Below are 24,365 nucleotides of genomic sequence, written 5' to 3'. Positions count from 1 at the left end.
CTGCCGGGCTTAAAGCACAATCACACTCAGCCTTGGCGCTGTTTGTGACGCGGTTCCGCGCTGCAAATTACCCGAACAACACCTTCGCGGCGAATAATCTTGCAGTTGCGGCACAGCTTTTTCACCGATGCACGAACTTTCATCACCAACTCCTCGAACCTTATGGACGCTACTCAGCGCAACATGCCGCTGCCGTAGCCCTTCAGGTTGGCTTTCTTCATCAGGGATTCGTACTGGTGCGAAACGAGGTGCGATTGTACTTGGGACATGAAGTCCATCACAACCACGACCACGATCAGCAACGAGGTCCCGCCAAGGTAGAACGGTACGTTTGCCGCAACCACCAGGAACTGGGGAAGCAGACAGACGGCCGTCATGTAAAGAGCACCGAACATGGTCAAGCGAGTCAGAACGCCATCAATGTAGCGCGCAGACTGCTCACCTGGACGGATGCCCGGAATAAAGGCACCGGACTTCTTCAGGTTTTCCGCTACGTCTTTCGGATTGAACATCAACGCCGTATAGAAGAAGCAGAAGAAAATAATCCCTGCACTAAACAGCAGAATATTCAACGGCTGACCAGGAGCGATCGACTGCGAGATGTCCTGCAACCAGCCCATACCTTCAGACTGGCCGAACCAGGCACCCAACGAAGCCGGGAACAGCAGGATGCTGCTCGCGAAAATAGCCGGAATTACGCCGGCCATGTTCACCTTCAACGGCAAGTGGCTGGTCTGCGCAGCAAACACCTTGCGGCCCTGCTGACGCTTGGCGTAGTGAACAGCAATACGCCGCTGACCACGCTCAATGAACACCACGAAGCCGATAATCGCTACTGCCAGCAAACCGATGGCAACCAGGGCGAAGATGTTGATATCACCCTGACGCGCAGACTCGAAAGACTGCCCAATTGCTCTCGGAAGACCGGCGACGATACCTGCGAAGATCAACATCGAGATACCGTTGCCAACACCACGCTCAGTAATCTGCTCACCCAGCCACATCATGAACATCGCGCCTGCCACAAACGTGGTTACCGCGACGAAATGGAAGCTAAAGTCACCAGTGAACGAAACGCCCTGCCCCGCCAGACCAATGGACATGCCAATGGCTTGAACGAGGGCGAGAACGACAGTGCCGTAGCGGGTGTACTGGCTGATCTTGCGACGGCCAGCTTCACCTTCCTTCTTCAACTGCTCCAGCTGCGGGCTGACGGCTGTCATCAGTTGCATGATGATCGATGCCGAAATGTACGGCATGATCCCCAGCGCAAAGATGCTCATCCGCTCCAGCGCGCCGCCGGAAAACATGTTGAACAAGCTAAGAATGGTCCCCTCATTCTGTCGAAACAGGTCCGCGAGTCGGTCCGGGTTAATACCTGGAACCGGGATGTGTGCGCCTATTCGGTAGACGATAATCGCCAGGAACAGAAAACGCAGACGAGCCCAGAGTTCAGACATACCGCCTTTGCCGAGCGCAGAGAGAGCACCTTGCTTAGCCATTTATTCCTCGAACTTGCCGCCAGCTGCTTCGATAGCCGCACGCGCACCTTTGGTGGCGCCGATTCCCTTTCCGATGGTGACAGCACGAGCAACTTCGCCCGACAGCATGATTTTCACACGCTGTACGTTCTGGTTGATCACGTTGGCATCCTTCAGGGACTGCACGGTGACGATGTCGCCTTCCACTTTAGCCAGCTCGGACAGACGCACTTCTGCGCGGTCCATGGCCTTCAGGGAAACGAAACCGAACTTCGGCAGACGACGATGCAGCGGCTGTTGACCGCCTTCAAAGCCTGGAGCAATGGTGCCACCGGAGCGGGAGGTCTGACCTTTGTGGCCACGGCCACCGGTCTTGCCCAAACCACTACCGATACCACGGCCCGGACGATGCTTTTCGCGACGGGAACCCGGCGCTGGACTCAGATCATTGAGTTTCATCGATTAACCCTCGACACGCAGCATGTAGTAAGCCTTGTTGATCATCCCGCGATTCTCGGGAGTATCCAGGACTTCTACAGTGTGACCGATGCGACGCAGACCCAGACCCTTAACGCACAATTTGTGGTTAGGGATGCGGCCGGTCATGCTTTTGATCAGCGTAACTTTTACGGTAGCCATGATCAGAAGATCTCCTTGACGCTTTTGCCACGCTTGGCGGCAATGGATTCAGGAGACTGCATTGCTTTCAAACCCTTGAAAGTGGCGTGAACCACGTTTACTGGGTTAGTCGAGCCGTAGCACTTGGCCAGAACGTTCTGAACACCAGCAACTTCGAGGACAGCACGCATAGCGCCGCCAGCGATGATACCGGTACCTTCAGAAGCAGGCTGCATGTACACCTTCGAAGCGCCATGGGCAGACTTCATTGCGTACTGCAGAGTGGTGCCGTTCAGATCAACCTGGATCATGTTGCGGCGAGCAGCTTCCATTGCCTTCTGGATCGCAGCAGGCACTTCACGCGACTTGCCACGGCCGAAGCCAACACGGCCCTTACCATCACCCACCACGGTCAACGCGGTGAAAGTGAAGATACGGCCGCCTTTAACGGTTTTGGCTACGCGGTTAACTTGAACCAGCTTCTCGATGTAGCCTTCGTCGCGCTTTTGGTCGTTATTTGACATAACTTAGAACTCCAGCCCAGCTTCACGAGCAGCATCAGCCAGCGCCTTGACGCGGCCGTGGTACTTGAAGCCAGAGCGGTCGAAAGCCACCTGCGAGACGCCAGCGGCTTTAGCACGCGTAGCGACCAGCTGGCCAACCTTAGTGGCCGCGTCGATGTTGCCAGTGGCGCCATCACGCAGTTCTTTATCCAAAGTCGAGGCACTTGCCAGGACTTTGTTGCCGTCGGCCGAAATGACCTGGGCGTAGATGTGCTGCGACGAGCGGAACACGCAGAGACGCACGACTTCGAGTTCGTGCATTTTCAGGCGTGCTTTGCGAGCGCGACGCAGTCGAGTAACTTTTTTGTCGGTCATTTGCTATGCCCTACTTCTTCTTGGCTTCTTTACGACGGACGACTTCGTCCGCGTAGCGCACACCTTTGCCTTTGTACGGCTCTGGTGGACGGAAGTCGCGGATCTCGGCGGCCACTTGACCTACCAGCTGCTTATCGATGCCCTTGATCAGGATATCGGTCTGGCTAGGAGTCTCAGCGGTGATGCCTTCCGGCAGTTCATAATCCACTGGATGCGAGAAGCCAAGAGCCAGATTCAGCACTGTGCCTTTTGCTTGCGCCTTGTAACCAACACCGACCAGCTGGAGCTTGCGCTCGAAGCCTTGGCTTACGCCTTGGACCATGTTGTTTACCAACGCACGAGTGGTACCAGCCATTGCGCGAGTTTGTTGATCGCCATTGCGAGCAGCGAAACGCAGCTCACCAGCTTCTTCAACGATCTCAACGGACGAATGGATGTTCAGTTCGAGAGTGCCCTTGGCACCCTTCACCGAAAGCTGTTGGCCTGCGAATTTGACTTCGACACCGGCTGGCAGCTTAACGGGGTTCTTAGCGACGCGTGACATGCTTATCCCCCCTAGAACACAGTGCAAAGAACTTCGCCGCCGACACCGGCAGCGCGCGCAGCACGATCCGTCATCACACCTTTGTTGGTGGAGACGATAGACACACCGAGACCGCCACGAACTTTTGGCAGATCATCGACGGACTTGTACTGACGCAGGCCTGGACGGCTAACGCGCTTCACTTCCTCGATGACCGGACGGCCTTCGAAGTACTTCAGCTCGATGGACAGCAGAGGCTTGATTTCGCTGCTGATCTGATAACCCGCAATGTAACCTTCGTCCTTCAGGACTTTGGCAACAGCTACCTTCAATGTAGAAGATGGCATGCTTACGACGGACTTTTCAGCCATCTGGGCATTACGGATTCGAGTTAGCATGTCCGCTAACGGGTCCTGCATACTCATGGGCTAGACGCTCCTAATACACAAAAAATTAGCCTCGCGGCTACTACGTGTCGCCGAGCGCATCCGCGCGAAAAAAGCACGGGCTCAGGCGAGCCGGGTATTCTAGACACACCCCACAAATGAATCAAGCCCCAAAAGGGGCTTGATTCAAGTTCAAGGTCACCGGCGGTCAGGATCTTGCGATCCCGAACACCGAGACTCTGATAGTGCTTACCAGCTGGCTTTAACCAGACCTGGAACGTCACCACGCATTGCAGCTTGACGCAGCATGTTACGGCCGAGGCCGAACTTGCGGTACACGCCGTGCGGACGACCAGTCAGGCGGCAGCGGTTACGCATGCGCGAAGCGCTTGCGTCACGTGGCTGCTTCTGCAGTGCTACGGTAGCTTCCCAACGCGCTTCTGGACTTGCGTTCAGATCAACGATGATAGCTTTCAGCGCTGCACGCTTGGTGGCGTACTTGGCAACAGTGAGCTGACGCTTCAGCTCACGGTTTTTCATGCTCTTCTTGGCCATTTTCCTACTCCAATCAGTTGCGGAACGGGAATTTGAAAGCGCGCAGCAGTGCGCGACCTTCGTCATCCGTCCGAGCAGTGGTGGTCAGGGTAATGTCCAGACCGCGGAGAGCATCGATCTTGTCGTAATCGATTTCCGGGAAAATGATCTGCTCTTTAACGCCCATGCTGTAGTTACCACGACCATCGAAGGACTTGGCATTCAGGCCGCGGAAGTCGCGAACCCGAGGCAGGGAGATCGACAGCAGACGATCCAGGAACTCGTACATACGCTCACGGCGCAGGGTCACTTTGACGCCGATCGGCCAACCTTCACGGACTTTAAAGCCAGCGATGGATTTCCGAGCGTAAGTCACAACGACTTTCTGACCGGTGATCTTTTCCAGGTCAGCAACAGCGTGCTCGATGACTTTTTTGTCACCGATCGCTTCGCCCAGACCCATGTTCAGGGTGATTTTGGTAACGCGCGGAACTTCCATCACGTTCGAAAGCTTAAGTTCTTCCTTAAGCTTCGGTGCGATTTCCTTCCGGTAAATCTCTTTTAGTCGTGCCATGGTCTTCTACCTAGCAGTGTTCAAGCATCAACCGCTTTTTGGGTCGACTTGAAGACACGAATTTTCTTACCGTCTTCTACTTTGAAACCAACGCGGTCAGCCTTGTTGGTTTCGCCGTTGAAAATGGCGACGTTGGAAGCGTGCAGTGGCGCTTCTTTCTCGACGATACCGCCTTGTACGCCCGACATCGGGTTTGGCTTGGTATGACGCTTAACCAGGTTCAGACCACCGACGACCAGACGGTCATCAGCGAGAACCTTAAGCACCTTACCGCGCTTACCTTTGTCTTTGCCGGCGATCACGATGATCTCGTCGTCACGACGAATCTTTTGCATGTCGGATCTCCTTACAGCACTTCTGGGGCGAGCGAGACGATCTTCATGAACTTCTCAGTACGAAGTTCACGGGTCACTGGCCCAAAGATACGGGTGCCGATCGGCTCTTGCTTGTTGTTCAGAAGAACAGCAGCGTTGCCATCAAAGCGGATAATGGAGCCATCAGCACGGCGAACGCCGTGACGAGTGCGGACTACAACAGCAGTCATCACTTGGCCTTTTTTCACCTTACCGCGAGGAATTGCTTCCTTCACGGTAACTTTGATGATGTCACCGATACCAGCGTAACGACGATGGGAGCCACCCAGCACCTTGATGCACATAACGCGGCGAGCGCCGCTGTTATCGGCCACATCGAGCATGGATTGAGTCTGAATCATATAATTTCTCCGACCCCTAGTCCTTAGACTTCCACAGCGCGTTCGAGAACATCAACCAGCGCCCAAGACTTGGTCTTGGCCAAAGGACGAGTTTCACGAATAGTGACTTTGTCGCCGATGTGGCACTGATTGGTTTCGTCGTGCGCGTGCAGCTTAGTCGAACGCTTAACGTATTTACCGTAGATCGGGTGCTTAACGCGACGCTCGATCAGAACGGTGATGGTTTTGTCCATCTTGTCGCTGACAACACGGCCAGTCAGCGTACGGACAGTTTTTTCGGCTTCAGCCATGATCACTTACCTGCCTGCTGGTTGAGCACAGTTTTCACGCGAGCGATGTCACGCTTAACTTGCGAGAGCAGATGAGACTGCCCCAACTGGCCAGTTGCTTTCTGCATACGCAGATTGAACTGGTCGCGCAGCAGGCCGAGCAGTTGCTCGTTCAGCTGCTGTGCTGATTTTTCACGAAGTTCATTCGCTTTCATCACATCACCGTCCGTTTAACAAAGGAGGTGGCGAGCGGCAGCTTTGCAGCAGCCAGGGCGAAAGCCTCACGCGCCAGCTCTTCAGAAACACCCTCGATTTCATACAGGACTTTGCCTGGCTGAATCTGGGCAACCCAGTACTCCACGTTACCCTTACCTTTACCCATCCGAACTTCGAGTGGCTTCTTGGTGACAGGCTTGTCCGGGAATACACGGATCCAGATCTTGCCGCCACGTTTTACGTGACGGGTCAGAGCACGACGCGCTGACTCGATCTGACGAGCGGTGAGACGACCACGAGCAACAGACTTCAGCGCGAACTCGCCGAAGCTGACTTTGCTACCGCGCAATGCCAGACCACGGTTGTGGCCGGTCATCTGCTTGCGGAACTTCGTACGCTTTGGTTGCAACATTTGGCGTACCCCTTACTTAGCAGCTTTTTTACGAGGCGCTGGTGCTTGTGGTTTCAGCTCTTCTTGGCGACCACCAATTACTTCGCCTTTGAAGATCCAAACCTTTACACCGATCACACCATAAGTGGTGTGAGCTTCGTAGTTGGCATAGTCGATGTCGGCACGCAGGGTGTGCAGTGGCACACGACCTTCGCGATACCATTCAGTACGTGCGATTTCAGCACCGCCGAGACGACCGCTCACTTGGATTTTGATGCCTTTGGCACCAATGCGCATTGCGTTCTGTACAGCGCGCTTCATAGCGCGACGGAACATGACGCGACGCTCCAGCTGCTGAGCTACGCTCTGCGCAACCAGCATACCGTCGAGCTCCGGCTTGCGGATCTCTTCGATATTGATGTGCACAGGCACACCCATTTGCTTGGTCAGGTCCTGACGCAGTTTCTCAACATCTTCACCTTTCTTCCCGATAACGATACCTGGACGAGCGGTGTGGATGGTGATACGTGCAGTCTGAGCCGGACGATGGATATCGATACGGCTGACGGACGCGCTTTTTAGTTTGTCTTGGAGATACTCACGCACCTTCAGATCAGCGAACAAATAGTCCGCATAAGTCCGACCGTCTGCGTACCAGACGGAGGTGTGCTCCTTGACGATTCCCAGGCGAATGCCAATGGGATGTACTTTCTGACCCATCTCTTCGACTCCGTTACTTGTCAGCAACCTTGACAGTGATATGGCAAGACCGCTTGACGATGCGATCAGCACGGCCTTTGGCACGTGGCATGATTCGCTTCAGCGAACGCCCTTCGTTGACGAAAACGGTGCTGACTTTCAGGTCATCAACGTCTGCGCCTTCGTTATGCTCGGCGTTGGCTACGGCCGACTCCAGCACTTTTTTCATGATCTCGGCGGCTTTCTTACTGCTGAAAGCCAACAGGTTGAGCGCTTCGCCCACCTTCTTCCCGCGGATCTGGTCGGCGACCAAGCGGGCTTTCTGGGCGGAGATTCGAGCGCCCGACAACTTAGCGGCTACTTCCATTTCCTAACCCCTTAACGCTTGGCTTTCTTGTCAGCCACGTGCCCACGATATGTGCGGGTACCGGCGAACTCGCCCAGTTTGTGGCCGACCATGTCTTCGTTCACGAGAACTGGGACGTGCTGGCGACCGTTGTGTACTGCGATGGTCAGACCGACCATTTGTGGCAGGATCATCGAACGACGCGACCAGGTCTTAACTGGTTTGCGATCGTTCTTTTCCGCCGCCACTTCGATCTTCTTCAGTAGGTGAAGATCAATAAAAGGACCTTTTTTCAGAGAACGTGGCACTGTCGTATCCCTCTATTTACTTGCGACGACGGACGATCATTTTGTCGGTACGCTTATTACCACGAGTCTTCGCGCCCTTAGTCGGGAAGCCCCATGGCGATACCGGATGACGACCACCAGAGGTACGACCTTCACCACCACCATGTGGGTGGTCAACCGGGTTCATGGCAACACCACGAACGGTTGGGCGAACGCCACGCCAGCGCTTGGCACCAGCTTTACCCAACGAACGCAGGCTGTGCTCGGAGTTCGAGACTTCGCCCAGGGTCGCACGGCATTCAGCCAGTACTTTACGCATCTCACCAGAACGCAGACGCAGGGTCACGTAGACACCTTCACGAGCGATCAGCTGAGCCGAAGCACCAGCGGAACGAGCGATTTGCGCGCCTTTACCTGGCTTCAATTCGATGCCGTGTACGGTGCTACCAACTGGAATGTTGCGCAGTTGCAGAGCGTTGCCCGGCTTGATCGGCGCCAAAGCACCTGCGATCAGCTGGTCGCCAGCGCTCACGCCTTTAGGGGCGATGATGTAGCGACGCTCGCCATCTGCGTACAGCAGCAGAGCGATGTGAGCAGTACGGTTTGGATCGTATTCGATACGCTCGACGGTGGCAGCGATGCCATCCTTGTCGTTGCGACGGAAGTCGACCAGACGATAATGCTGCTTATGACCACCACCGATGTGACGAGTGGTAATACGGCCATTGTTGTTACGACCACCAGACTTCGATTTTTTCTCGAGCAGCGGTGCGTGAGGAGCGCCTTTATGCAGCTCCTGGTTGACCACCTTGACCACAAAACGGCGGCCAGGGGAAGTCGGTTTGCATTTAACGATTGCCATGATGCACCCCTTCCTTACTCAGCACTGCTGCTGAAATCGAGATCTTGGCCTGGCTGAAGGGAGATAACTGCCTTCTTCCAGTCATTTCGCTTGCCCAGACCGCGAGCAGTGCGCTTGCTTTTACCCAGAACGTTCAGGGTAGTCACGCGCTCTACTTTCACGCTGAACAGGCTTTCGACGGCCTTCTTGATTTCCAGCTTGGTTGCGTCGGTCGCAACCTTGAAAACGAACTGGCCTTTCTTGTCTGCCAGAACCGTAGCCTTCTCGGAAACGTGCGGGCCAAGCAGAACTTTAAATACGCGTTCCTGGTTCATCCCAGCAGCTCCTCGAATTTCTTCACGGCCGACACGGTGATCAACACCTTGTCGTATGCGATCAGACTGACCGGATCGGAACCTTGCACGTCACGAACATCAACGTGTGGCAGGTTGCGAGCAGCCAGGTACAGGTTCTGATCAACAGCGTCAGACACGATCAGGACATCAGTCAGGCCCATGCCGTTCAGCTTGTTCAGCAGATCTTTGGTTTTCGGTGCTTCAACAGCGAAGTCCTGAACCACGACCAGACGATCAGTACGCACCAGCTCAGCAAGGATGGAACGCATTGCTGCGCGATACATCTTCTTGTTCAGCTTTTGGGAGTGATCCTGAGGACGAGCTGCGAAAGTAGTACCGCCGCCGCGCCAGATTGGGCTACGGATAGTACCGGCACGAGCACGGCCAGTACCTTTCTGACGCCATGGGCGCTTACCGCCACCAGAAACGTCGGAACGGGTCTTTTGCTGCTTGCTACCTTGACGGCCGCCGGCCATGTAGGCCACGACTGCTTGGTGAACCAGCGTCTCGTTGAATTCGCCGCCAAATGTCAGTTCGGAAACTTCGATCGCTTGAGCGTCATTTACATTTAATTGCATGTCAGCTTCCCCTTAACCGCGAGCCTTGGCTGCTGGACGTACAACCAAGTTGCCGCCAGTAGCGCCAGGAACAGCGCCCTTGACCAACAACAGATTGCGTTCAGCGTCCACGCGCACTACTTCGAGGGACTGCACGGTCACGCGCTCAGCGCCCATATGACCGGACATTTTTTTGCCCTTGAATACACGACCAGGAGTCTGGCACTGGCCGATAGAGCCTGGAACGCGGTGGGATACGGAGTTACCGTGGGTATTATCTTGCCCGCGGAAGTTCCAACGCTTGATCGTACCCTGGAAGCCTTTACCCTTGGACTGACCGGTTACATCAACCAGTTGACCAGCAGCGAAGATTTCAGCGTTGATCAGATCGCCGGCCTGGTACTCGCCTTCTTCAAGACGGAATTCCATTACGGTACGACCAGCGGCAACGTTCGCCTTAGCGAAGTGGCCAGCCTGAGCAGCTGTTACACGCGAAGCACGACGCTCGCCGACAGTGACTTGCACTGCACGATAGCCATCGGTCTCTTCAGTTTTGAACTGGGTGACGCGATTCGGCTCGATCTCAATGACCGTGACCGGAATGGAGACACCTTCTTCGGTGAAAATACGGGTCATACCGCATTTACGACCGACTACACCAATAGTCATGTTGTAAACCTCATGAGTGTACGGGGCTTTCACCCGCTATGGCCGCCCATTTCAGAGCGTTACACGACTAAGACCGAGTCTTAGCCGAGGCTGATCTGCACTTCCACACCGGCCGCAAGATCAAGCTTCATAAGAGCATCAACGGTTTTATCCGTTGGCTGGACGATGTCCAGAACACGCTTATGAGTACGGATCTCGTACTGGTCACGCGCGTCTTTGTTGACGTGCGGGGAGACCAGAACGGTGAACCGCTCTTTACGGGTAGGCAGTGGAATTGGACCACGCACTTGAGCACCAGTACGTTTCGCGGTTTCCACGATTTCCTGGGTGGATTGGTCGATCAGGCGATGGTCGAAAGCCTTCAACCTGATACGGATTTGCTGATTTTGCATTGGATTTCAGACTCCGGCTGCTATTCCCACCGAGCGCAATACGCCCGTTAAAAGGAGGCGCAATTCTATAGACGACCCATATAGGTGTCAACCCAATAAAAAAGCCCCCGCTAAGCGGGGGCTTTTTCAACTCATCAAAGCTTACTCAAAAAGAGCTTACTCGATGATTTTGGCTACGACGCCAGCGCCGACGGTACGACCGCCTTCACGGATAGCGAAACGCAGACCGTCTTCCATCGCGATGGTTTTGATCAGGGTGACAACCATTTTGATGTTGTCGCCTGGCATTACCATTTCAACGCCTTCCGGCAGTTCGCAGTTACCGGTCACGTCAGTGGTCCGGAAGTAGAACTGTGGACGGTAGCCTTTGAAGAACGGAGTGTGACGACCGCCTTCTTCTTTGCTCAGAACGTACACTTCAGCTTCGAACTTGGTGTGCGGCTTAACCGAACCTGGCTTAACCAGAACCTGGCCACGCTCAACGTCGTCACGCTTGGTGCCGCGCAGCAGTACGCCGCAGTTCTCGCCAGCACGACCTTCGTCGAGCAGCTTACGGAACATTTCAACACCGGTGCAGGTGGTGACGGTAGTGTCACGCAGACCAACGATTTCCAGTGGATCCTGAACCTTGACGATACCGCGCTCGATACGACCAGTTACAACAGTACCGCGACCGGAGATCGAGAATACGTCTTCGATTGGCATCAGGAACGGCTTGTCGATAACACGAACTGGTTCTGGGATGTAGCTGTCCAGAGTCTCCACAAGCTTCTTGACAGCAGTGGTGCCCATTTCGTTGTCGTCTTGGCCGTTCAGAGCCATCAGAGCCGAACCGATGATGATCGGAGTGTCGTCACCTGGGAAGTCGTAAGTGCTCAGCAGATCGCGCACTTCCATCTCAACCAGTTCCAGCAGCTCAGCGTCGTCAACCATGTCAGCCTTGTTCAGGAAGACAACGATGTACGGAACGCCAACCTGACGGGACAGCAGGATGTGCTCACGGGTTTGTGGCATCGGACCATCAGCGGCCGAGCAAACCAGGATAGCGCCGTCCATCTGGGCAGCACCGGTGATCATGTTCTTCACATAGTCAGCGTGACCTGGGCAGTCAACGTGAGCGTAGTGACGAATCGAAGAGTTGTACTCAACGTGCGCGGTGTTGATGGTGATACCACGAGCCTTTTCTTCCGGAGCGCTGTCGATTTTGTCGAAAGCAACAACGGCCGAACCGAAAACTTCGGAGCAGACGCGAGTCAGAGCAGCAGTCAGAGTGGTTTTACCGTGGTCAACGTGACCGATGGTGCCAACGTTGACGTGCGGTAGGGAACGATCAAATTTTTCTTTAGCCACGACAATTAACTCCTTGCCTAAAGGGCTGAATCAGCCTTGTTTTTTGGTAACAGTCTCGACGATATGCGACGGAGCTGTATTGTATTTTTTGAATTCCATAGAGTAGCTTGCGCGACCCTGAGACATGGAACGAACGTCGGTCGCGTAACCGAACATTTCACCCAACGGAACCTCGGCACGAATGACCTTGCCGGAAACCGTATCTTCCATACCCAGAATCATGCCACGACGACGGTTAAGGTCGCCCATGACATCACCCATGTAGTCTTCAGGCGTAACGACTTCTACTGCCATGATCGGCTCGAGCAACTCACCACCGCCCTTCTGGGCCAGTTGCTTGGTTGCCATGGAAGCAGCCACCTTGAACGCCATCTCGTTGGAGTCGACGTCGTGGTAAGAACCATCAAACACAGTTGCCTTCAGGCCGATCAGCGGATAGCCGGCAACAACGCCGTTCTTCATCTGCTCTTCGATACCCTTCTGGATCGCCGGGATGTATTCCTTCGGAACCACACCACCCACGACTTCGTTCACGAATTGCAGACCTTCCTGACCTTCGTCAGCCGGTGCAAAACGAATCCAGCAGTGGCCGAACTGACCACGACCGCCGGACTGGCGAACGAACTTGCCTTCGATTTCACAGTTCTTCGTGATGCGCTCACGATAGGAAACCTGAGGCTTGCCGATGTTGGCTTCGACGTTGAACTCACGGCGCATCCGGTCAACCAGGATGTCCAAGTGCAGCTCGCCCATGCCAGAGATGATCGTTTGACCGGTCTCTTCATCAGTCTTAACGCGGAAAGATGGATCTTCCTGAGCAAGTTTGCCCAGAGCGATACCCATTTTTTCCTGGTCATCCTTGGTTTTTGGCTCAACGGCAACCGAAATAACCGGCTCCGGGAAGTCCATGCGAACCAGAATGATTGGCTTGTCGCCGTTGCACAAAGTCTCACCCGTGGTGACGTCCTTCATGCCGATCAAGGCCGCGATGTCACCAGCGCGCACTTCCTTGATCTCTTCGCGGGCGTTTGCGTGCATTTGCACCATACGACCCACGCGCTCTTTCTTGCCTTTTACAGAGTTGATCACGCCGTCGCCGGAGTTCAACACACCCGAGTAAACCCGGACAAAGGTCAAGGTACCCACGAATGGGTCGGTAGCGATCTTGAACGCCAGAGCCGAGAACGGCTCGCTGTCGTCTGCATGACGCTCCAGCTCGATAGTCTCGTCATCCGGGTCGGTACCCTTGATGGCAGGAATGTCGGTCGGCGCAGGCAGGAAGTCGATCACGGCGTCGAGAACCAGGGGAACACCCTTGTTCTTGAAGGAGGAACCGCAAACAGCCAAGACGATCTCGCCGGCGATGGTACGCTGACGCAGAGCAGCCTTGATTTCCTCATTGGTGAGCTCTTCACCCTCGAGGTACTTGTTCATCAGCTCTTCGTTGGCTTCGGCCGCAGCCTCAACCATGTTGCCACGCCATTTTTCGGCTTCTTCCAGCAACTCGGCAGGAATGTCCTTGCGAACAGGAACCATACCCTTGTCAGCATCGTTCCAATAGACCGCTTGCATGTTGATCAGATCGATCTGACCCTGGAAGTTGTCTTCGGAACCGATAGCCAGTTGGATCGGCACCGGAGTGTGACCCAGACGCTGTTTGATCTGAGCGATCACGCGCAGGAAGTTGGCACCAGCACGGTCCATCTTGTTCACATAAACAAGACGTGGAACGCCGTATTTGTTGGCCTGACGCCATACGGTTTCCGACTGAGGCTCAACACCCGAGGTACCGCAGAACACAACCACAGCGCCGTCGAGTACACGCAGGGAACGCTCAACTTCAATGGTGAAGTCTACGTGGCCCGGGGTATCGATGACGTTGAAGCGGTGCTCATCCTTGTACTGCTTCTCGGAACCCTTCCAGAAAGCGGTAATGGCAGCAGAAGTAATGGTAATACCACGCTCCTGCTCCTGCACCATCCAGTCGGTGGTCGCGGCGCCATCATGCACCTCGCCCATCTTGTGACTTTTGCCGGTGTAAAAAAGGACGCGCTCGGTGGTGGTGGTTTTACCAGCATCCACGTGAGCAACGATACCAATGTTACGGTAGCGGTTAATCGGTGTAGTACGAGCCATAAAGCCCTCGCAAATTGAGTGACGCTAAAATTAGAAGCGGTAGTGCGAGAAAGCCTTGTTGGCTTCAGCCATACGGTGCACGTCTTCACGCTTCTTAACAGCAGCACCTTTACCTTCAGCAGCGTCCAACAGTTCGCCAGCCAAACGCAGAGCCATAGACTTCTCACCGCGCTTGCGGGCGAAGTCTACCAACCAGCGCATTGCCAGGGCGTTACGACGGGACGGACGAACTTCGACCGGAACCTGGTAAGTAGCACCGCCTACACGGCGCGACTTCACTTCGACCAGCGGAGCGATGGCGTCGAGAGCTTTCTCGAAGATTTCCAGGGGATCGCTGTTCTTGCGTTCCTTAACTTTGTCCAGTGCGCCATAAACAATACGCTCGGCAACGGCTTTTTTGCCGCTTTCCATTACGTGGTTCATGAACTTGGCGAGAATCTGGCTTCCGTATTTCGGATCGTCCAGAATCTCACGTTTGGCTGCTACGCGACGTCTTGGCATTGATAAGCCCTCAAACGGTCTTCAGGTTAGCCCGGGACAGCTAATGCGTGCCCGACCTTACTCTTATCGACTCAATAAAATGAAAAACTGTAAAACGGCCGATTATTTCGGACGTTTGGTACCGTACTTCGAGCGACCCTGGTTACGACCTTTAACGCCGGAAGTATCCAAAGAACCGCGAACGGTGTGGTAACGAACACCTGGCAAGTCTTTTACACGACCGCCGCGGATCAGTACCACGCTGTGCTCTTGCAGGTTGTGGCCTTCACCGCCGATGTACGAGGAAACCTCGAAACCGTTGGTCAGACGCACACGGCATACTTTACGCAGTGCCGAGTTAGGTTTTTTCGGCGTGGTGGTATACACACGGGTGCATACGCCACGACGTTGCGGGCAGTTCTGCAGCGCAGGCACGTCGGATTTCTCGACGATACGCTTACGCGGCTGACGTACCAGCTGGTTGATAGTTGCCATCTACTAGCTCCACTGTTGTCTTGCGACGCTATTGTCTTACAAGAAAAGCAAAATGGCAGGAACGAATTCCCGCCAAATTTAGGGGATCAAGAGTCTAAAGAGGATCTTGTCCCCAGTCAAGGCAAGGCCCCGACCTCCCCGCCCGCCGGATCTCGACAATTTGTCTCGAACCGCCGAACGGGATGACCAGGGCCAGGCACTTAATTACCGCAGAACTCAGTTACCACTCGAGTTCAGTGCTTCGGTCAGTGCAGCTTCCACTTCACTGGCGCTTACGCGCAACGGCTTGTCTGCTTCACGACGACGCTTACGTTCGCTGTGATAGGCCAGACCGGTACCAGCCGGGATCAGACGACCCACGACCACGTTTTCTTTCAGGCCGCGCAGGTAATCGCGCTTGCCGGTTACCGCCGCTTCGGTCAGTACGCGAGTGGTTTCCTGGAAGGAAGCCGCCGAGATGAACGATTCGGTGGACAACGACGCCTTGGTGATACCCAACAGCACGCGAGTGAACTTGGAAACGAATTTCTCGTCGCCAGCCAGACGCTCGTTCTCTACCAAAACGTGAGTCAATTCCATCTGGTCGCCCTTGATGAAAGTGGAATCGCCGGATTCAGCGATTTCAACTTTACGCAGCATCTGACGCAGGATGGTCTCGATGTGCTTGTCGTTGATCTTCACGCCTTGCAGACGATAAACGTCCTGGATCTCGTTCACGATGTACTTGGCCAGCGCACTCACACCCAGCAGACGCAGGATGTCGTGTGGATCGCTCGGGCCGTCGGAGATAACTTCGCCGCGGTTTACCTGTTCGCCTTCGAAGACGTTCAGGTGACGCCACTTCGGAATCAGCTCTTCGTACGGATCGCTACCGTCGTTCGGGGTAATGACCAGACGGCGCTTGCCCTTGGTCTCTTTACCGAACGCGATGGTGCCGCTGACTTCAGCCAAAATCGAGGCTTCTTTCGGACGACGAGCTTCAAACAAGTCGGCAACACGCGGCAGACCACCGGTGATGTCACGGGTTTTCGAAGTCTCTTGCGGAATACGAGCGATAACATCACCGATCGCGATTTTCGCACCGTCCGCCACGCCGACCAAGGCGTTGGCAGGCAGGAAGTACTGAGCAATTACGTCGGTACCCGGCAGCAAGAGATCCTTGCCGTTGTCATCAACCATCTTCACAGCAGGACGGATATCTTTACCGGCAGCTGGACGGTCTTTAGCGTCGAGTACTTCAATGTTGGTCATACCGGTCAATTCGTCAGTCTGACGCTTGATCGTGATGCCTTCTTCCATGCCCACGTAGGTCACGGTACCTTTCATTTCGGTAACGATTGGGTGAGTGTGCGGATCCCACTTGGCCACGATTGCGCCAGCGTCGACCTTGTCACCTTCTTTCACCGAAATCACAGCACCGTACGGCAGCTTGTAACGTTCGCGCTCACGACCGAAGTCATCAGCGATCGCCAGCTCACCGGAACGGGATACAGCCACCAGGTGACCGTCCACGCGCTCAACGTGCTTCAGGTTGTGCAGACGGACAGTACCGCCATTCTTCACCTGAACGCTGTCGGCTGCGGAGGTCCGGCTTGCCGCACCACCGATGTGGAACGTACGCATCGTCAGCTGGGTACCCGGCTCACCGATGGACTGGGCAGCGATAACGCCGACCGCTTCACCGATGTTCACCTGGTGACCACGAGCCAGGTCGCGACCGTAGCACTTGGCGCAGATGCCGTAGCGGGTTTCGCAGCTGATCGGCGAACGTACGATCACTTCGTCGATGCTGTTGAGCTCGATGAACTCGACCCACTTTTCGTCGACCAGGGTGCCAGCAGGAACGATCACGTCCTCGGTACCTGGCTTGAATACATCACGGGCAATGACACGACCCAATACGCGCTCACCCAGCGGCTCTACAACGTCACCGCCTTCAATGTGCGGAGTCATTACCAGGCCGTGCTCGGTGCCGCAATCGATCTCGGTCACCACCAGATCCTGCGCGACGTCTACCAGACGACGTGTCAGGTAACCGGAGTTCGCCGTTTTCAACGCGGTATCCGCAAGACCCTTACGAGCACCGTGAGTGGAGATGAAGTACTGAAGTACGCTCAAACCTTCACGGAAGTTAGCTGTAATTGGGGTCTCGATGATGGAACCGTCCGGCTTGGCCATCAGGCCACGCATACCGGCGAGCTGACGGATCTGCGCAGCAGAACCCCGTGCGCCCGAGTCGGCCATCATGTACATCGAGTTGAAGGATTCCTGATCGACTTCGTTGCCATGACGGTCGATGACTTTCTCTTTCGAGAGGTTGGCCATCATCGCCTTGGATACTTCGTCGTTCGCCTTGGACCAGAGGTCGATCACCTTGTTGTACTTCTCGCCCTGGGTTACCAGGCCGGAGGCGTACTGACTTTCGATCTCTTTCACTTCTTCGGTGGCAGCACCGATGATGCGGGCTTTTTCATCCGGGATAACGAAGTCGTTAACACCGATGGAAACGCCGGAAATGGTCGAGTAGGCAAAACCGGTGTACATCAACTGGTCAGCGAAGATCACGGTCTCTTTCAGACCAACCACGCGGTAGCACTGGTTGATCAGCTTGGAGATCGCCTTTTTCTTCATCGGCAGGTTGACGACATCGTAGGACAGGCCTTTTGGCACAACTTGATACAACAACGCACGGCCAACAGTAGTGTCGACGATACGAGTGCCGCTCACGCTGCCACCATCACGGTCGTTGACGGTTTCGTTGATACGCACTTTGACCTTGGCGTGCAGTGCGGCTTCGCCAGCACGGAACACACGGTCAACTTCCTGCAGATCCGCGAACACACGACCTTCGCCCTTGGCGTTGATCGCTTCACGAGTCATGTAGTACAGACCCAATACAACGTCCTGCGACGGAACGATGATTGGCTCACCGTTGGCTGGCGACAGGATGTTGTTGGTGGACATCATCAACGCGCGCGCTTCGAGCTGGGCTTCCAGCGTCAGCGGTACGTGCACGGCCATTTGGTCGCCGTCGAAGTCGGCGTTGTACGCAGCACAGACCAGCGGGTGAAGCTGGATAGCCTTACCTTCGATCAGTACCGGTTCAAACGCCTGGATACCCAGACGGTGAAGGGTCGGTGCACGGTTGAGCAGCACTGGGTGTTCGCGAATTACTTCGGCGAGAACGTCCCAAACCTCTGGCAGCTCGCGCTCGACCATTTTCTTGGCCGCTTTGATGGTGGTCGCCAGACCACGCATTTCCAGCTTGCCGAAAATGAACGGCTTGAACAGCTCCAGAGCCATTTTCTTAGGCAGACCGCACTGGTGCAGACGCAGGGTCGGACCTACGGTAATTACCGAACGACCCGAGTAGTCAACACGCTTACCGAGCAAGTTCTGACGGAAACGACCTTGTTTACCCTTGATCATGTCAGCCAGGGATTTCAGAGGACGCTTGTTGGAACCCGTGATAGCGCGGCCACGACGACCGTTGTCGAGCAGTGCGTCGACAGCTTCTTGCAACATACGCTTTTCGTTGCGCACGATGATGTCCGGAGCGGACAGATCGAGCAGGCGCTTCAAGCGGTTGTTACGGTTGATCACTCGACGATACAGGTCGTTGAGGTCGGAAGTCGCGAAACGACCGCCATCAAGCGGAACCAGTGGACGCAGATCTGGCGGCAGAACCGGCAGAACGGTCAGCACCATCCACTCTGGCAGGTTGCCGGACCCCTGGAAGGCTTCCATCAACTTCAGACGCTTGGACAGCTTCTTGATCTTGGTTTCGGAGTTGGTTTGCGGAATTTCTTCGCGCAGACGGCCAATCTCGTGCTCCAGGTCGATCGCGTGCAGCAGCTCACGGACAGCTTCGGCACCCATGCGGGCATCGAAATCGTCGCCGAACTCTTCCAGCGCTTCGAAGTACTGCTCGTCGTTGAGCAGTTGCCCTTTTTCAAGGGTGGTCATGCCCGGGTCGATAACGACATAGCTCTCGAAGTAGAGAACACGTTCGATATCACGCAGGGTCATATCCATCAGCAGGCCGATACGGGACGGCAGCGATTTCAGGAACCAGATGTGAGCAACCGGCGAGGCCAGTTCGATGTGCGCCATGCGCTCACGACGAACTTTTGCCAGCGCAACTTCAACGCCGCACTTCTCGCAGATCACACCACGGTGCTTCAAGCGCTTGTACTTACCGCACAGGCACTCGTAATCCTTTACCGGGCCAAAGATCTTGGCGCAGAACAGGCCGTCACGTTCAGGTTTGAACGTACGGTAGTTGATGGTTTCCGGCTTTTTAACTTCACCGAACGACCACGAACGGATCATCTCAGGCGAGGCCAATCCAATACGGATGGCGTCGAACTCTTCGACTTGACCCTGGTTTTTCAGCAAATTCAGTAGGTCTTTCAAGGCCTTTCCTCCTGGCGGAGCAGAGAGCGGGCAGAACAGCCCCGCTCTCGATTCGCGTCACGTGTTATTCGGTTTCCAGATCGATATCGATGCCGAGGGAACGAATTTCCTTGATCAACACGTTGAAAGACTCGGGCATGCCCGGCTCCATACGGTGATCGCCGTCCACGATGTTTTTGTACATCTTGGTCCGGCCGTTCACATCGTCCGACTTCACTGTGAGCATTTCTTGCAGAGTGTAAGCGGCACCGTATGCTTCCAGTGCCCAGACCTCCATCTCCCCGAAACGCTGACCACCGAACTGCGCCTTACCACCCAGCGGCTGCTGGGTAACCAGGCTGTAAGAACCGGTAGAACGAGCGTGCATCTTGTCGTCTACCAAGTGGTTCAGCTTCAGCATGTACATGTAGCCAACAGTAACCGGGCGCTCGAACTTGTTGCCGGTACGGCCGTCGAACAGCTGCATCTGGCCGCTTTCTGGCAGGTCTGCCAGTTTCAGCATGGCCTTGATTTCGCTTTCCTTGGCACCGTCGAACACCGGAGTAGCCATTGGAACGCCACCGCGCAGGTTCTTCGCCAGATCCAGGATTTCCTGGTCGGAGAAGGTGTCCAGCTCTTCGTTGCGCCCGCCGATCTCGTTGTAGATCTCGTGCAGGAACTTACGCAGATCAGCCACCTTGCGCTGTTCTTCGATCATACGGTTGATCTTCTCACCCAGACCCTTGGCTGCGAGGCCCAGGTGGGTTTCAAGGATCTGACCAACGTTCATACGCGAAGGTACGCCCAACGGGTTGAGGACCACATCGACCGGGGTGCCATTGGCATCGTGCGGCATGTCTTCAACCGGCATGATCACGGAGACCACACCTTTGTTACCGTGACGACCGGCCATCTTGTCGCCCGGCTGGATGCGGCGACGGATTGCCAGGTAAACCTTGACGATTTTCAGCACGCCTGGAGCCAGGTCATCGCCCTGCTGCAGTTTGCGCTTCTTGTCTTCGAACTTGTCGTCCAGCAGACGGCGGCGATCAACGATATAGGCCTGGGCCTTCTCGAGCTGCTCGTTCAGAGCATCTTCAGCCATGCGCAGTTTGAACCACTGACCATGCTCAAGACCGTCGAGAACTTCGTCGGTGATTTCCTGACCTTTCTTCAGGCCTGCGCCGCCTTCGGCCTTATGGCCTACCAGAGCGGAGCGCAGACGCTCGAAAGTTGCGCCTTCAACAATACGGAACTCTTCGTTCAGGTCCTTGCGGATCTCGTCGAGTTGAGTCTTCTCGATGGACAGTGCACGAGCATCGCGCTCAACGCCGTCGCGGGTGAAGACCTGTACGTCGATGACGGTACCCTTGGTGCCGGTAGGCACACGCAGGGAGGTGTCTTTAACGTCGCTGGCTTTTTCACCGAAGATGGCACGCAACAGTTTCTCTTCCGGAGTCAGCTGGGTCTCGCCTTTCGGAGTGACCTTACCGACCAGGATGTCGCCTGCGCCTACTTCAGCACCTACGTAAACGATACCGGCTTCGTCCAGCTTGTTCAGTGCAGCTTCACCCACGTTCGGGATGTCTGCAGTGATTTCCTCTGGGCCAAGCTTGGTGTCACGGGCCACACAGGTCAGTTCCTGGATGTGGATCGTGGTGAAGCGGTCTTCTTGAACAACACGCTCGGACAGGCAGATGGAGTCTTCGAAGTTGAAGCCGTTCCATGCCATGAACGCGATGCGCATGTTCTGACCCAGTGCTAGTTCACCCATATCGGTGGACGGGCCGTCGGCCATGATGTCGCTACGCTGAACCCGATCACCCTTGCTCACCAGCGGACGCTGGTTGATGCAGGTGTTCTGGTTGGAGCGGGTGTATTTGGTCAGGTTGTAGATGTCGACACCGGCTTCACCCGTTTCAACTTCGTCATCGGCAACACGAACCACGATACGGCTGGCATCAACGGAGTCGATCACGCCGCCACGACGAGCCACGACGCAAACGCCGGAGTCACGGGCTACGTTACGCTCCATGCCGGTACCTACCAGCGGCTTGTCAGCACGCAGGGTTGGTACAGCTTGACGCTGCATGTTCGAACCCATCAACGCACGGTTGGCGTCGTCGTGCTCGAGGAACGGGATCAGCGACGCTGCAACCGAAACTACCTGCTTGGGCGATACGTCCATCAAGGTGACGTCTTCCGGCGCCTTGACGGTGAACTCGTTCAAGTGACGAACAGCTACCAGCTCGTCGATCAGGACTTTCTTGTCGTTCATCGTGGCCGAAGCCTGAGCGATCACGTGATCGGCTTCTTCGATGGCGGACAGGAACACGATCTCGTCGGTGACCAGAGCGTCTTTCACCACACGGTACGGGCTTTCCAGGAAGCCGTACTGGTTGGTGCGCGCATAGGCGGCCAGGGAGTTGATCAGACCGATGTTCGGACCTTCCGGCGTTTCAATCGGGCATACACGGCCGTAGTGAGTCGGGTGTACGTCACGAACTTCGAAGCCTGCGCGCTCACGGGTCAGACCGCCCGGGCCGAGTGCAGAGACACGACGCTTGTGAGTGATCTCGGACAGTGGGTTGTTCTGGTCCATGAACTGAGACAGCTGGCTCGAACCGAAGAACTCTTTCACCGCCGCAGCCACTGGCTTGGCGTTGATCAGGTCTTGCGGCATCAAGCCTTCGCTTTCAGCCATCGACAGACGCTCCTTGACCGCGCGCTCTACACGCACCAGGCCAACGCGGAACTGGTTCTCGGCCATTTCGCCTACGCAGCGAACACGACGGTTACCCAGGTGGTCGATGTCATCGACGATGCCTTTGCCGTTACGGATGTCGACCAGAGTCTTGAGCACCGCAACGATGTCGTCTTTGTTCAGCACGCCCGAACCTTCGATCTCGGTACGACCGATACGACGGTTGAACTTCATCCGGCCGACCGCAGACAGGTCATAGCGCTCAGGGCTGAAGAACAGGTTGTTGAACAGAGTCTCGGCTGCATCCTTGGTTGGCGGCTCGCCAGGACGCATCATGCGATAGATCTCGACCAAGGCTTCCAGTTGGTTGCCGGTGGAGTCGATCTTCAGCGTGTCGGAGATGAACGGACCGCAGTCGATATCGTTGGTGTACAGAGTTTCGATGCGAACGACCTGGGCCTTGGCGATTTTCGCCAGGATCTCAGTGTTCAGCTCGGTGTTGCACTCTGCCAGGATCTCGCCGGTGGCTGGATGCACGATGACCTTGGCCGTGGTGCGACCCAGGACGTAGTCCAGAGGCACCTGCAGCTCTTTGATCCCGGCCTTTTCCAGCTGGTTGATGTGGCGAGCAGTAATACGACGACCCTGCTCGACAATAACCTTGCCTTTGTCATCCAGGATATCGAGGACAGCGATTTCACCGCGCAGACGCTGAGGCACCAGTTCCAGGCTGAGGTTTTCACCCTGCACGTGGAAGACGTTGGTGGTGTAGAACGCGTCCAGCACTTCCTCGGTGGTATAGCCGAGCGCACGCAGCAGTACCGATGCAGGCAGCTTGCGACGACGGTCGATACGCACGAATACGCAGTCTTTCGGGTCGAACTCGAAGTCCAGCCACGAACCGCGGTAAGGAATGATGCGCGCGGAGTAAAGCAGTTTGCCGGAGCTGTGCGTCTTGCCACGGTCGTGGTCGAAGAACACGCCCGGAGAACGGTGCAGCTGGGAAACGATTACACGCTCGGTACCGTTGATTACGAAGGTACCGTTCTCAGTCATCAGGGGGATTTCACCCATGTAGACTTCTTGCTCTTTGATGTCCTTGATCGCTTTGTTCGACGATTCTTTGTCGAAAATGATCAGGCGCACTTTTACCCGCAAAGGTACGGCGTAAGTTACACCGCGCAATACGCATTCTTTGACATCAAATGCCGGTTCGCCCAGGCGATAACCGACGTACTCCAGCGCAGCATTGCCGGAGTAGCTGATGATCGGGAAAACGGATTTGAAGGCCGCATGCAGGCCCACGTCGCGGAACTGATCTTTAGTCGCTCCCGCTTGCAAGAATTCACGATACGAATCCAGCTGGATGGCCAGGAGGTACGGCACATCCATGACGTCCGGCAACTTGCTAAAGTCCTTGCGGATACGTTTTTTCTCAGTATATGAGTAAGCCATCAGCGTTCCCCAGCTTGGTCACCTGCTTGTTTGGCCCCTCCCGACGGGAGCAGCCAGAAAATCGTGCAAACCCCATGGTTTGCGCCACCACATCGGGTGGTTACAGCTCGCTATCAGCACCGACCCAGTCGGCTGCCAGTAACGGAAAAAGGCCGGTGGCAAGAGCCACCAGCCATCAGCCTGTCGCTTAACGCTCGGGCTGGAGACGCAAAGTCGATGCTTACTTCAGCTCGACTTTAGCGCCTGCTTCTTCCAGAACAGCCTTGGCTTTGTCAGCTGCGTCTTTCGAAACAGCTTCCAGAACCACGCCAGGAGCGCCGTCAACTACAGCCTTGGCTTCTTTCAGGCCCAGACCGGTCAGTTCACGCACTGCCTTGATCACGTTAACTTTCTTCTCGCCAGCTTCGGTCAGCATGACGTTGAATTCGGTTTGCTCTTCAACAACGGCAGCAGCAGCAGCTGGACCAGCGGAAGCAGCGGCAGCGGAAACGCCGAATTTTTCTTCGAAAGCTTTGATCAGCTCAACAACCTGCAGAACGGACATTTCAGCTACGGCGTTGAGGATATCGTCTTGAGAGATAGACATGACTCTAATTCCTAAATTGGGGGACGGCCTAC

General features: G+C 55.5%; 30 protein-coding genes. All 30 read right to left on the bottom strand.

From position 1 onward, the window contains the following. Window positions 1-26: 26 nt before the first annotated feature. Window positions 27-143: a 50S ribosomal protein L36 gene (gene rpmJ, locus ACA047_RS03215; protein WP_002555468.1), complete on the bottom strand. Its 117-nt coding sequence runs from the start codon at window positions 141-143 to the stop codon at window positions 27-29. A gap of 30 nt (window positions 144-173) precedes the next feature. Then, window positions 174-1,502, bottom strand: coding sequence for a preprotein translocase subunit SecY (gene secY, locus ACA047_RS03210; protein ID WP_030140491.1), 1,329 nt, complete (start codon window positions 1,500-1,502; stop codon window positions 174-176). After that, a complete protein-coding gene (rplO, locus tag ACA047_RS03205) occupies window positions 1,503-1,940 on the bottom strand; it encodes a 50S ribosomal protein L15 (protein ID WP_063324140.1) in 438 nt (145 codons plus the stop codon). Window positions 1,941-1,943: 3 nt separating this feature from the next. Then, entirely contained in the window at window positions 1,944-2,120 is a 177-nt protein-coding gene (rpmD, locus tag ACA047_RS03200) for a 50S ribosomal protein L30 (protein WP_003186033.1), read from the bottom strand. A 2-nt stretch (window positions 2,121-2,122) separates the two neighbouring features. Further along, window positions 2,123-2,623, bottom strand: a complete 501-nt coding sequence (gene rpsE, locus ACA047_RS03195; protein WP_003186035.1) for a 30S ribosomal protein S5 — start codon at window positions 2,621-2,623, stop codon at window positions 2,123-2,125. A gap of 3 nt (window positions 2,624-2,626) precedes the next feature. After that, window positions 2,627-2,977, bottom strand: coding sequence for a 50S ribosomal protein L18 (rplR, locus tag ACA047_RS03190; RefSeq protein WP_003186037.1), 351 nt, complete (start codon window positions 2,975-2,977; stop codon window positions 2,627-2,629). Between the two features lie 10 nt (window positions 2,978-2,987). Then, window positions 2,988-3,521 (bottom strand): 50S ribosomal protein L6, encoded by a 534-nt coding sequence (gene rplF, locus ACA047_RS03185; RefSeq protein WP_003176412.1) that lies wholly within the window; start codon window positions 3,519-3,521, stop codon window positions 2,988-2,990. 11 nt (window positions 3,522-3,532) lie between these two features. Continuing rightward, window positions 3,533-3,925 (bottom strand): 30S ribosomal protein S8, encoded by a 393-nt coding sequence (gene rpsH / locus ACA047_RS03180; protein ID WP_003186040.1) that lies wholly within the window; start codon window positions 3,923-3,925, stop codon window positions 3,533-3,535. Window positions 3,926-4,135: 210 nt separating this feature from the next. Further along, window positions 4,136-4,441: a 30S ribosomal protein S14 gene (gene rpsN / locus ACA047_RS03175; protein ID WP_003186042.1), complete on the bottom strand. Its 306-nt coding sequence runs from the start codon at window positions 4,439-4,441 to the stop codon at window positions 4,136-4,138. Between the two features lie 13 nt (window positions 4,442-4,454). Beyond that, window positions 4,455-4,994 carry a 50S ribosomal protein L5 gene (gene rplE, locus ACA047_RS03170; protein WP_003186044.1) on the bottom strand — a complete coding sequence of 180 codons (540 nt, stop codon included), beginning with the start codon at window positions 4,992-4,994 and terminating at the stop codon, window positions 4,455-4,457. A 20-nt stretch (window positions 4,995-5,014) separates the two neighbouring features. After that, window positions 5,015-5,329: a 50S ribosomal protein L24 gene (gene rplX, locus ACA047_RS03165; RefSeq protein WP_007896770.1), complete on the bottom strand. Its 315-nt coding sequence runs from the start codon at window positions 5,327-5,329 to the stop codon at window positions 5,015-5,017. 11 nt (window positions 5,330-5,340) lie between these two features. After that, window positions 5,341-5,709: a 50S ribosomal protein L14 gene (gene rplN / locus ACA047_RS03160; protein WP_002555479.1), complete on the bottom strand. Its 369-nt coding sequence runs from the start codon at window positions 5,707-5,709 to the stop codon at window positions 5,341-5,343. Window positions 5,710-5,732: 23 nt separating this feature from the next. After that, window positions 5,733-5,999, bottom strand: a complete 267-nt coding sequence (rpsQ, locus tag ACA047_RS03155) for a 30S ribosomal protein S17 (RefSeq protein ID WP_003176419.1) — start codon at window positions 5,997-5,999, stop codon at window positions 5,733-5,735. A gap of 2 nt (window positions 6,000-6,001) precedes the next feature. After that, window positions 6,002-6,193, bottom strand: coding sequence for a 50S ribosomal protein L29 (gene rpmC / locus ACA047_RS03150; protein ID WP_002555481.1), 192 nt, complete (start codon window positions 6,191-6,193; stop codon window positions 6,002-6,004). After that, the gene (rplP, locus tag ACA047_RS03145; protein WP_003186052.1) at window positions 6,193-6,606 is read right to left on the bottom strand and encodes a 50S ribosomal protein L16; all 414 of its coding nucleotides are present in this window, start codon (window positions 6,604-6,606) and stop codon (window positions 6,193-6,195) included. The genes rpmC and rplP overlap by 1 nt, the downstream gene beginning before the upstream one ends. 12 nt (window positions 6,607-6,618) lie before the next feature. Then, window positions 6,619-7,305 carry a 30S ribosomal protein S3 gene (rpsC, locus tag ACA047_RS03140; protein WP_003176422.1) on the bottom strand — a complete coding sequence of 229 codons (687 nt, stop codon included), beginning with the start codon at window positions 7,303-7,305 and terminating at the stop codon, window positions 6,619-6,621. 13 nt (window positions 7,306-7,318) lie between these two features. Continuing rightward, entirely contained in the window at window positions 7,319-7,651 is a 333-nt protein-coding gene (gene rplV / locus ACA047_RS03135; RefSeq protein WP_003103908.1) for a 50S ribosomal protein L22, read from the bottom strand. A gap of 11 nt (window positions 7,652-7,662) precedes the next feature. After that, entirely contained in the window at window positions 7,663-7,938 is a 276-nt protein-coding gene (gene rpsS / locus ACA047_RS03130) for a 30S ribosomal protein S19 (RefSeq protein ID WP_002555486.1), read from the bottom strand. 16 nt (window positions 7,939-7,954) lie between these two features. Next, entirely contained in the window at window positions 7,955-8,779 is an 825-nt protein-coding gene (gene rplB, locus ACA047_RS03125) for a 50S ribosomal protein L2 (RefSeq protein ID WP_003186055.1), read from the bottom strand. A 14-nt stretch (window positions 8,780-8,793) separates the two neighbouring features. Further along, window positions 8,794-9,093 carry a 50S ribosomal protein L23 gene (rplW, locus tag ACA047_RS03120; RefSeq protein WP_002555488.1) on the bottom strand — a complete coding sequence of 100 codons (300 nt, stop codon included), beginning with the start codon at window positions 9,091-9,093 and terminating at the stop codon, window positions 8,794-8,796. Next, complete coding sequence (gene rplD, locus ACA047_RS03115; protein ID WP_003186057.1) at window positions 9,090-9,692, bottom strand: 50S ribosomal protein L4; 603 nt, start codon at window positions 9,690-9,692, stop codon at window positions 9,090-9,092. Before rplD ends, rplW begins: the two co-directional genes overlap by 4 nt. Window positions 9,693-9,704: 12 nt before the next feature. After that, window positions 9,705-10,340 (bottom strand): 50S ribosomal protein L3, encoded by a 636-nt coding sequence (gene rplC / locus ACA047_RS03110; RefSeq protein WP_003186059.1) that lies wholly within the window; start codon window positions 10,338-10,340, stop codon window positions 9,705-9,707. 80 nt (window positions 10,341-10,420) lie between these two features. Continuing rightward, entirely contained in the window at window positions 10,421-10,732 is a 312-nt protein-coding gene (gene rpsJ, locus ACA047_RS03105) for a 30S ribosomal protein S10 (RefSeq protein WP_003186070.1), read from the bottom strand. A 156-nt stretch (window positions 10,733-10,888) separates the two neighbouring features. Next, window positions 10,889-12,082, bottom strand: coding sequence for an elongation factor Tu (gene tuf, locus ACA047_RS03100; protein ID WP_215000987.1), 1,194 nt, complete (start codon window positions 12,080-12,082; stop codon window positions 10,889-10,891). 30 nt (window positions 12,083-12,112) lie between these two features. Further along, window positions 12,113-14,218 (bottom strand): elongation factor G, encoded by a 2,106-nt coding sequence (gene fusA / locus ACA047_RS03095; RefSeq protein WP_283554439.1) that lies wholly within the window; start codon window positions 14,216-14,218, stop codon window positions 12,113-12,115. A 30-nt stretch (window positions 14,219-14,248) separates the two neighbouring features. Beyond that, window positions 14,249-14,719 carry a 30S ribosomal protein S7 gene (gene rpsG / locus ACA047_RS03090; RefSeq protein ID WP_003186074.1) on the bottom strand — a complete coding sequence of 157 codons (471 nt, stop codon included), beginning with the start codon at window positions 14,717-14,719 and terminating at the stop codon, window positions 14,249-14,251. Between the two features lie 102 nt (window positions 14,720-14,821). Further along, on the bottom strand, window positions 14,822-15,193 hold the full coding sequence (rpsL, locus tag ACA047_RS03085) for a 30S ribosomal protein S12 (RefSeq protein ID WP_003186084.1): 372 nt from the start codon (window positions 15,191-15,193) through the stop codon (window positions 14,822-14,824). Window positions 15,194-15,409: 216 nt separating this feature from the next. Beyond that, window positions 15,410-19,609, bottom strand: coding sequence for a DNA-directed RNA polymerase subunit beta' (gene rpoC, locus ACA047_RS03080; RefSeq protein WP_497356611.1), 4,200 nt, complete (start codon window positions 19,607-19,609; stop codon window positions 15,410-15,412). Between the two features lie 64 nt (window positions 19,610-19,673). Next, window positions 19,674-23,747, bottom strand: coding sequence for a DNA-directed RNA polymerase subunit beta (gene rpoB / locus ACA047_RS03075; RefSeq protein ID WP_497356609.1), 4,074 nt, complete (start codon window positions 23,745-23,747; stop codon window positions 19,674-19,676). 220 nt (window positions 23,748-23,967) lie between these two features. Further along, window positions 23,968-24,333 carry a 50S ribosomal protein L7/L12 gene (gene rplL, locus ACA047_RS03070; RefSeq protein WP_497356607.1) on the bottom strand — a complete coding sequence of 122 codons (366 nt, stop codon included), beginning with the start codon at window positions 24,331-24,333 and terminating at the stop codon, window positions 23,968-23,970. Between the last annotated feature and the right edge of the window lie 32 nt (window positions 24,334-24,365).

This window comes from Pseudomonas sp. LBUM1664, from assembly GCF_059695895.1.
This window is presented reverse-complemented; position numbering and strand designations above follow the sequence as displayed.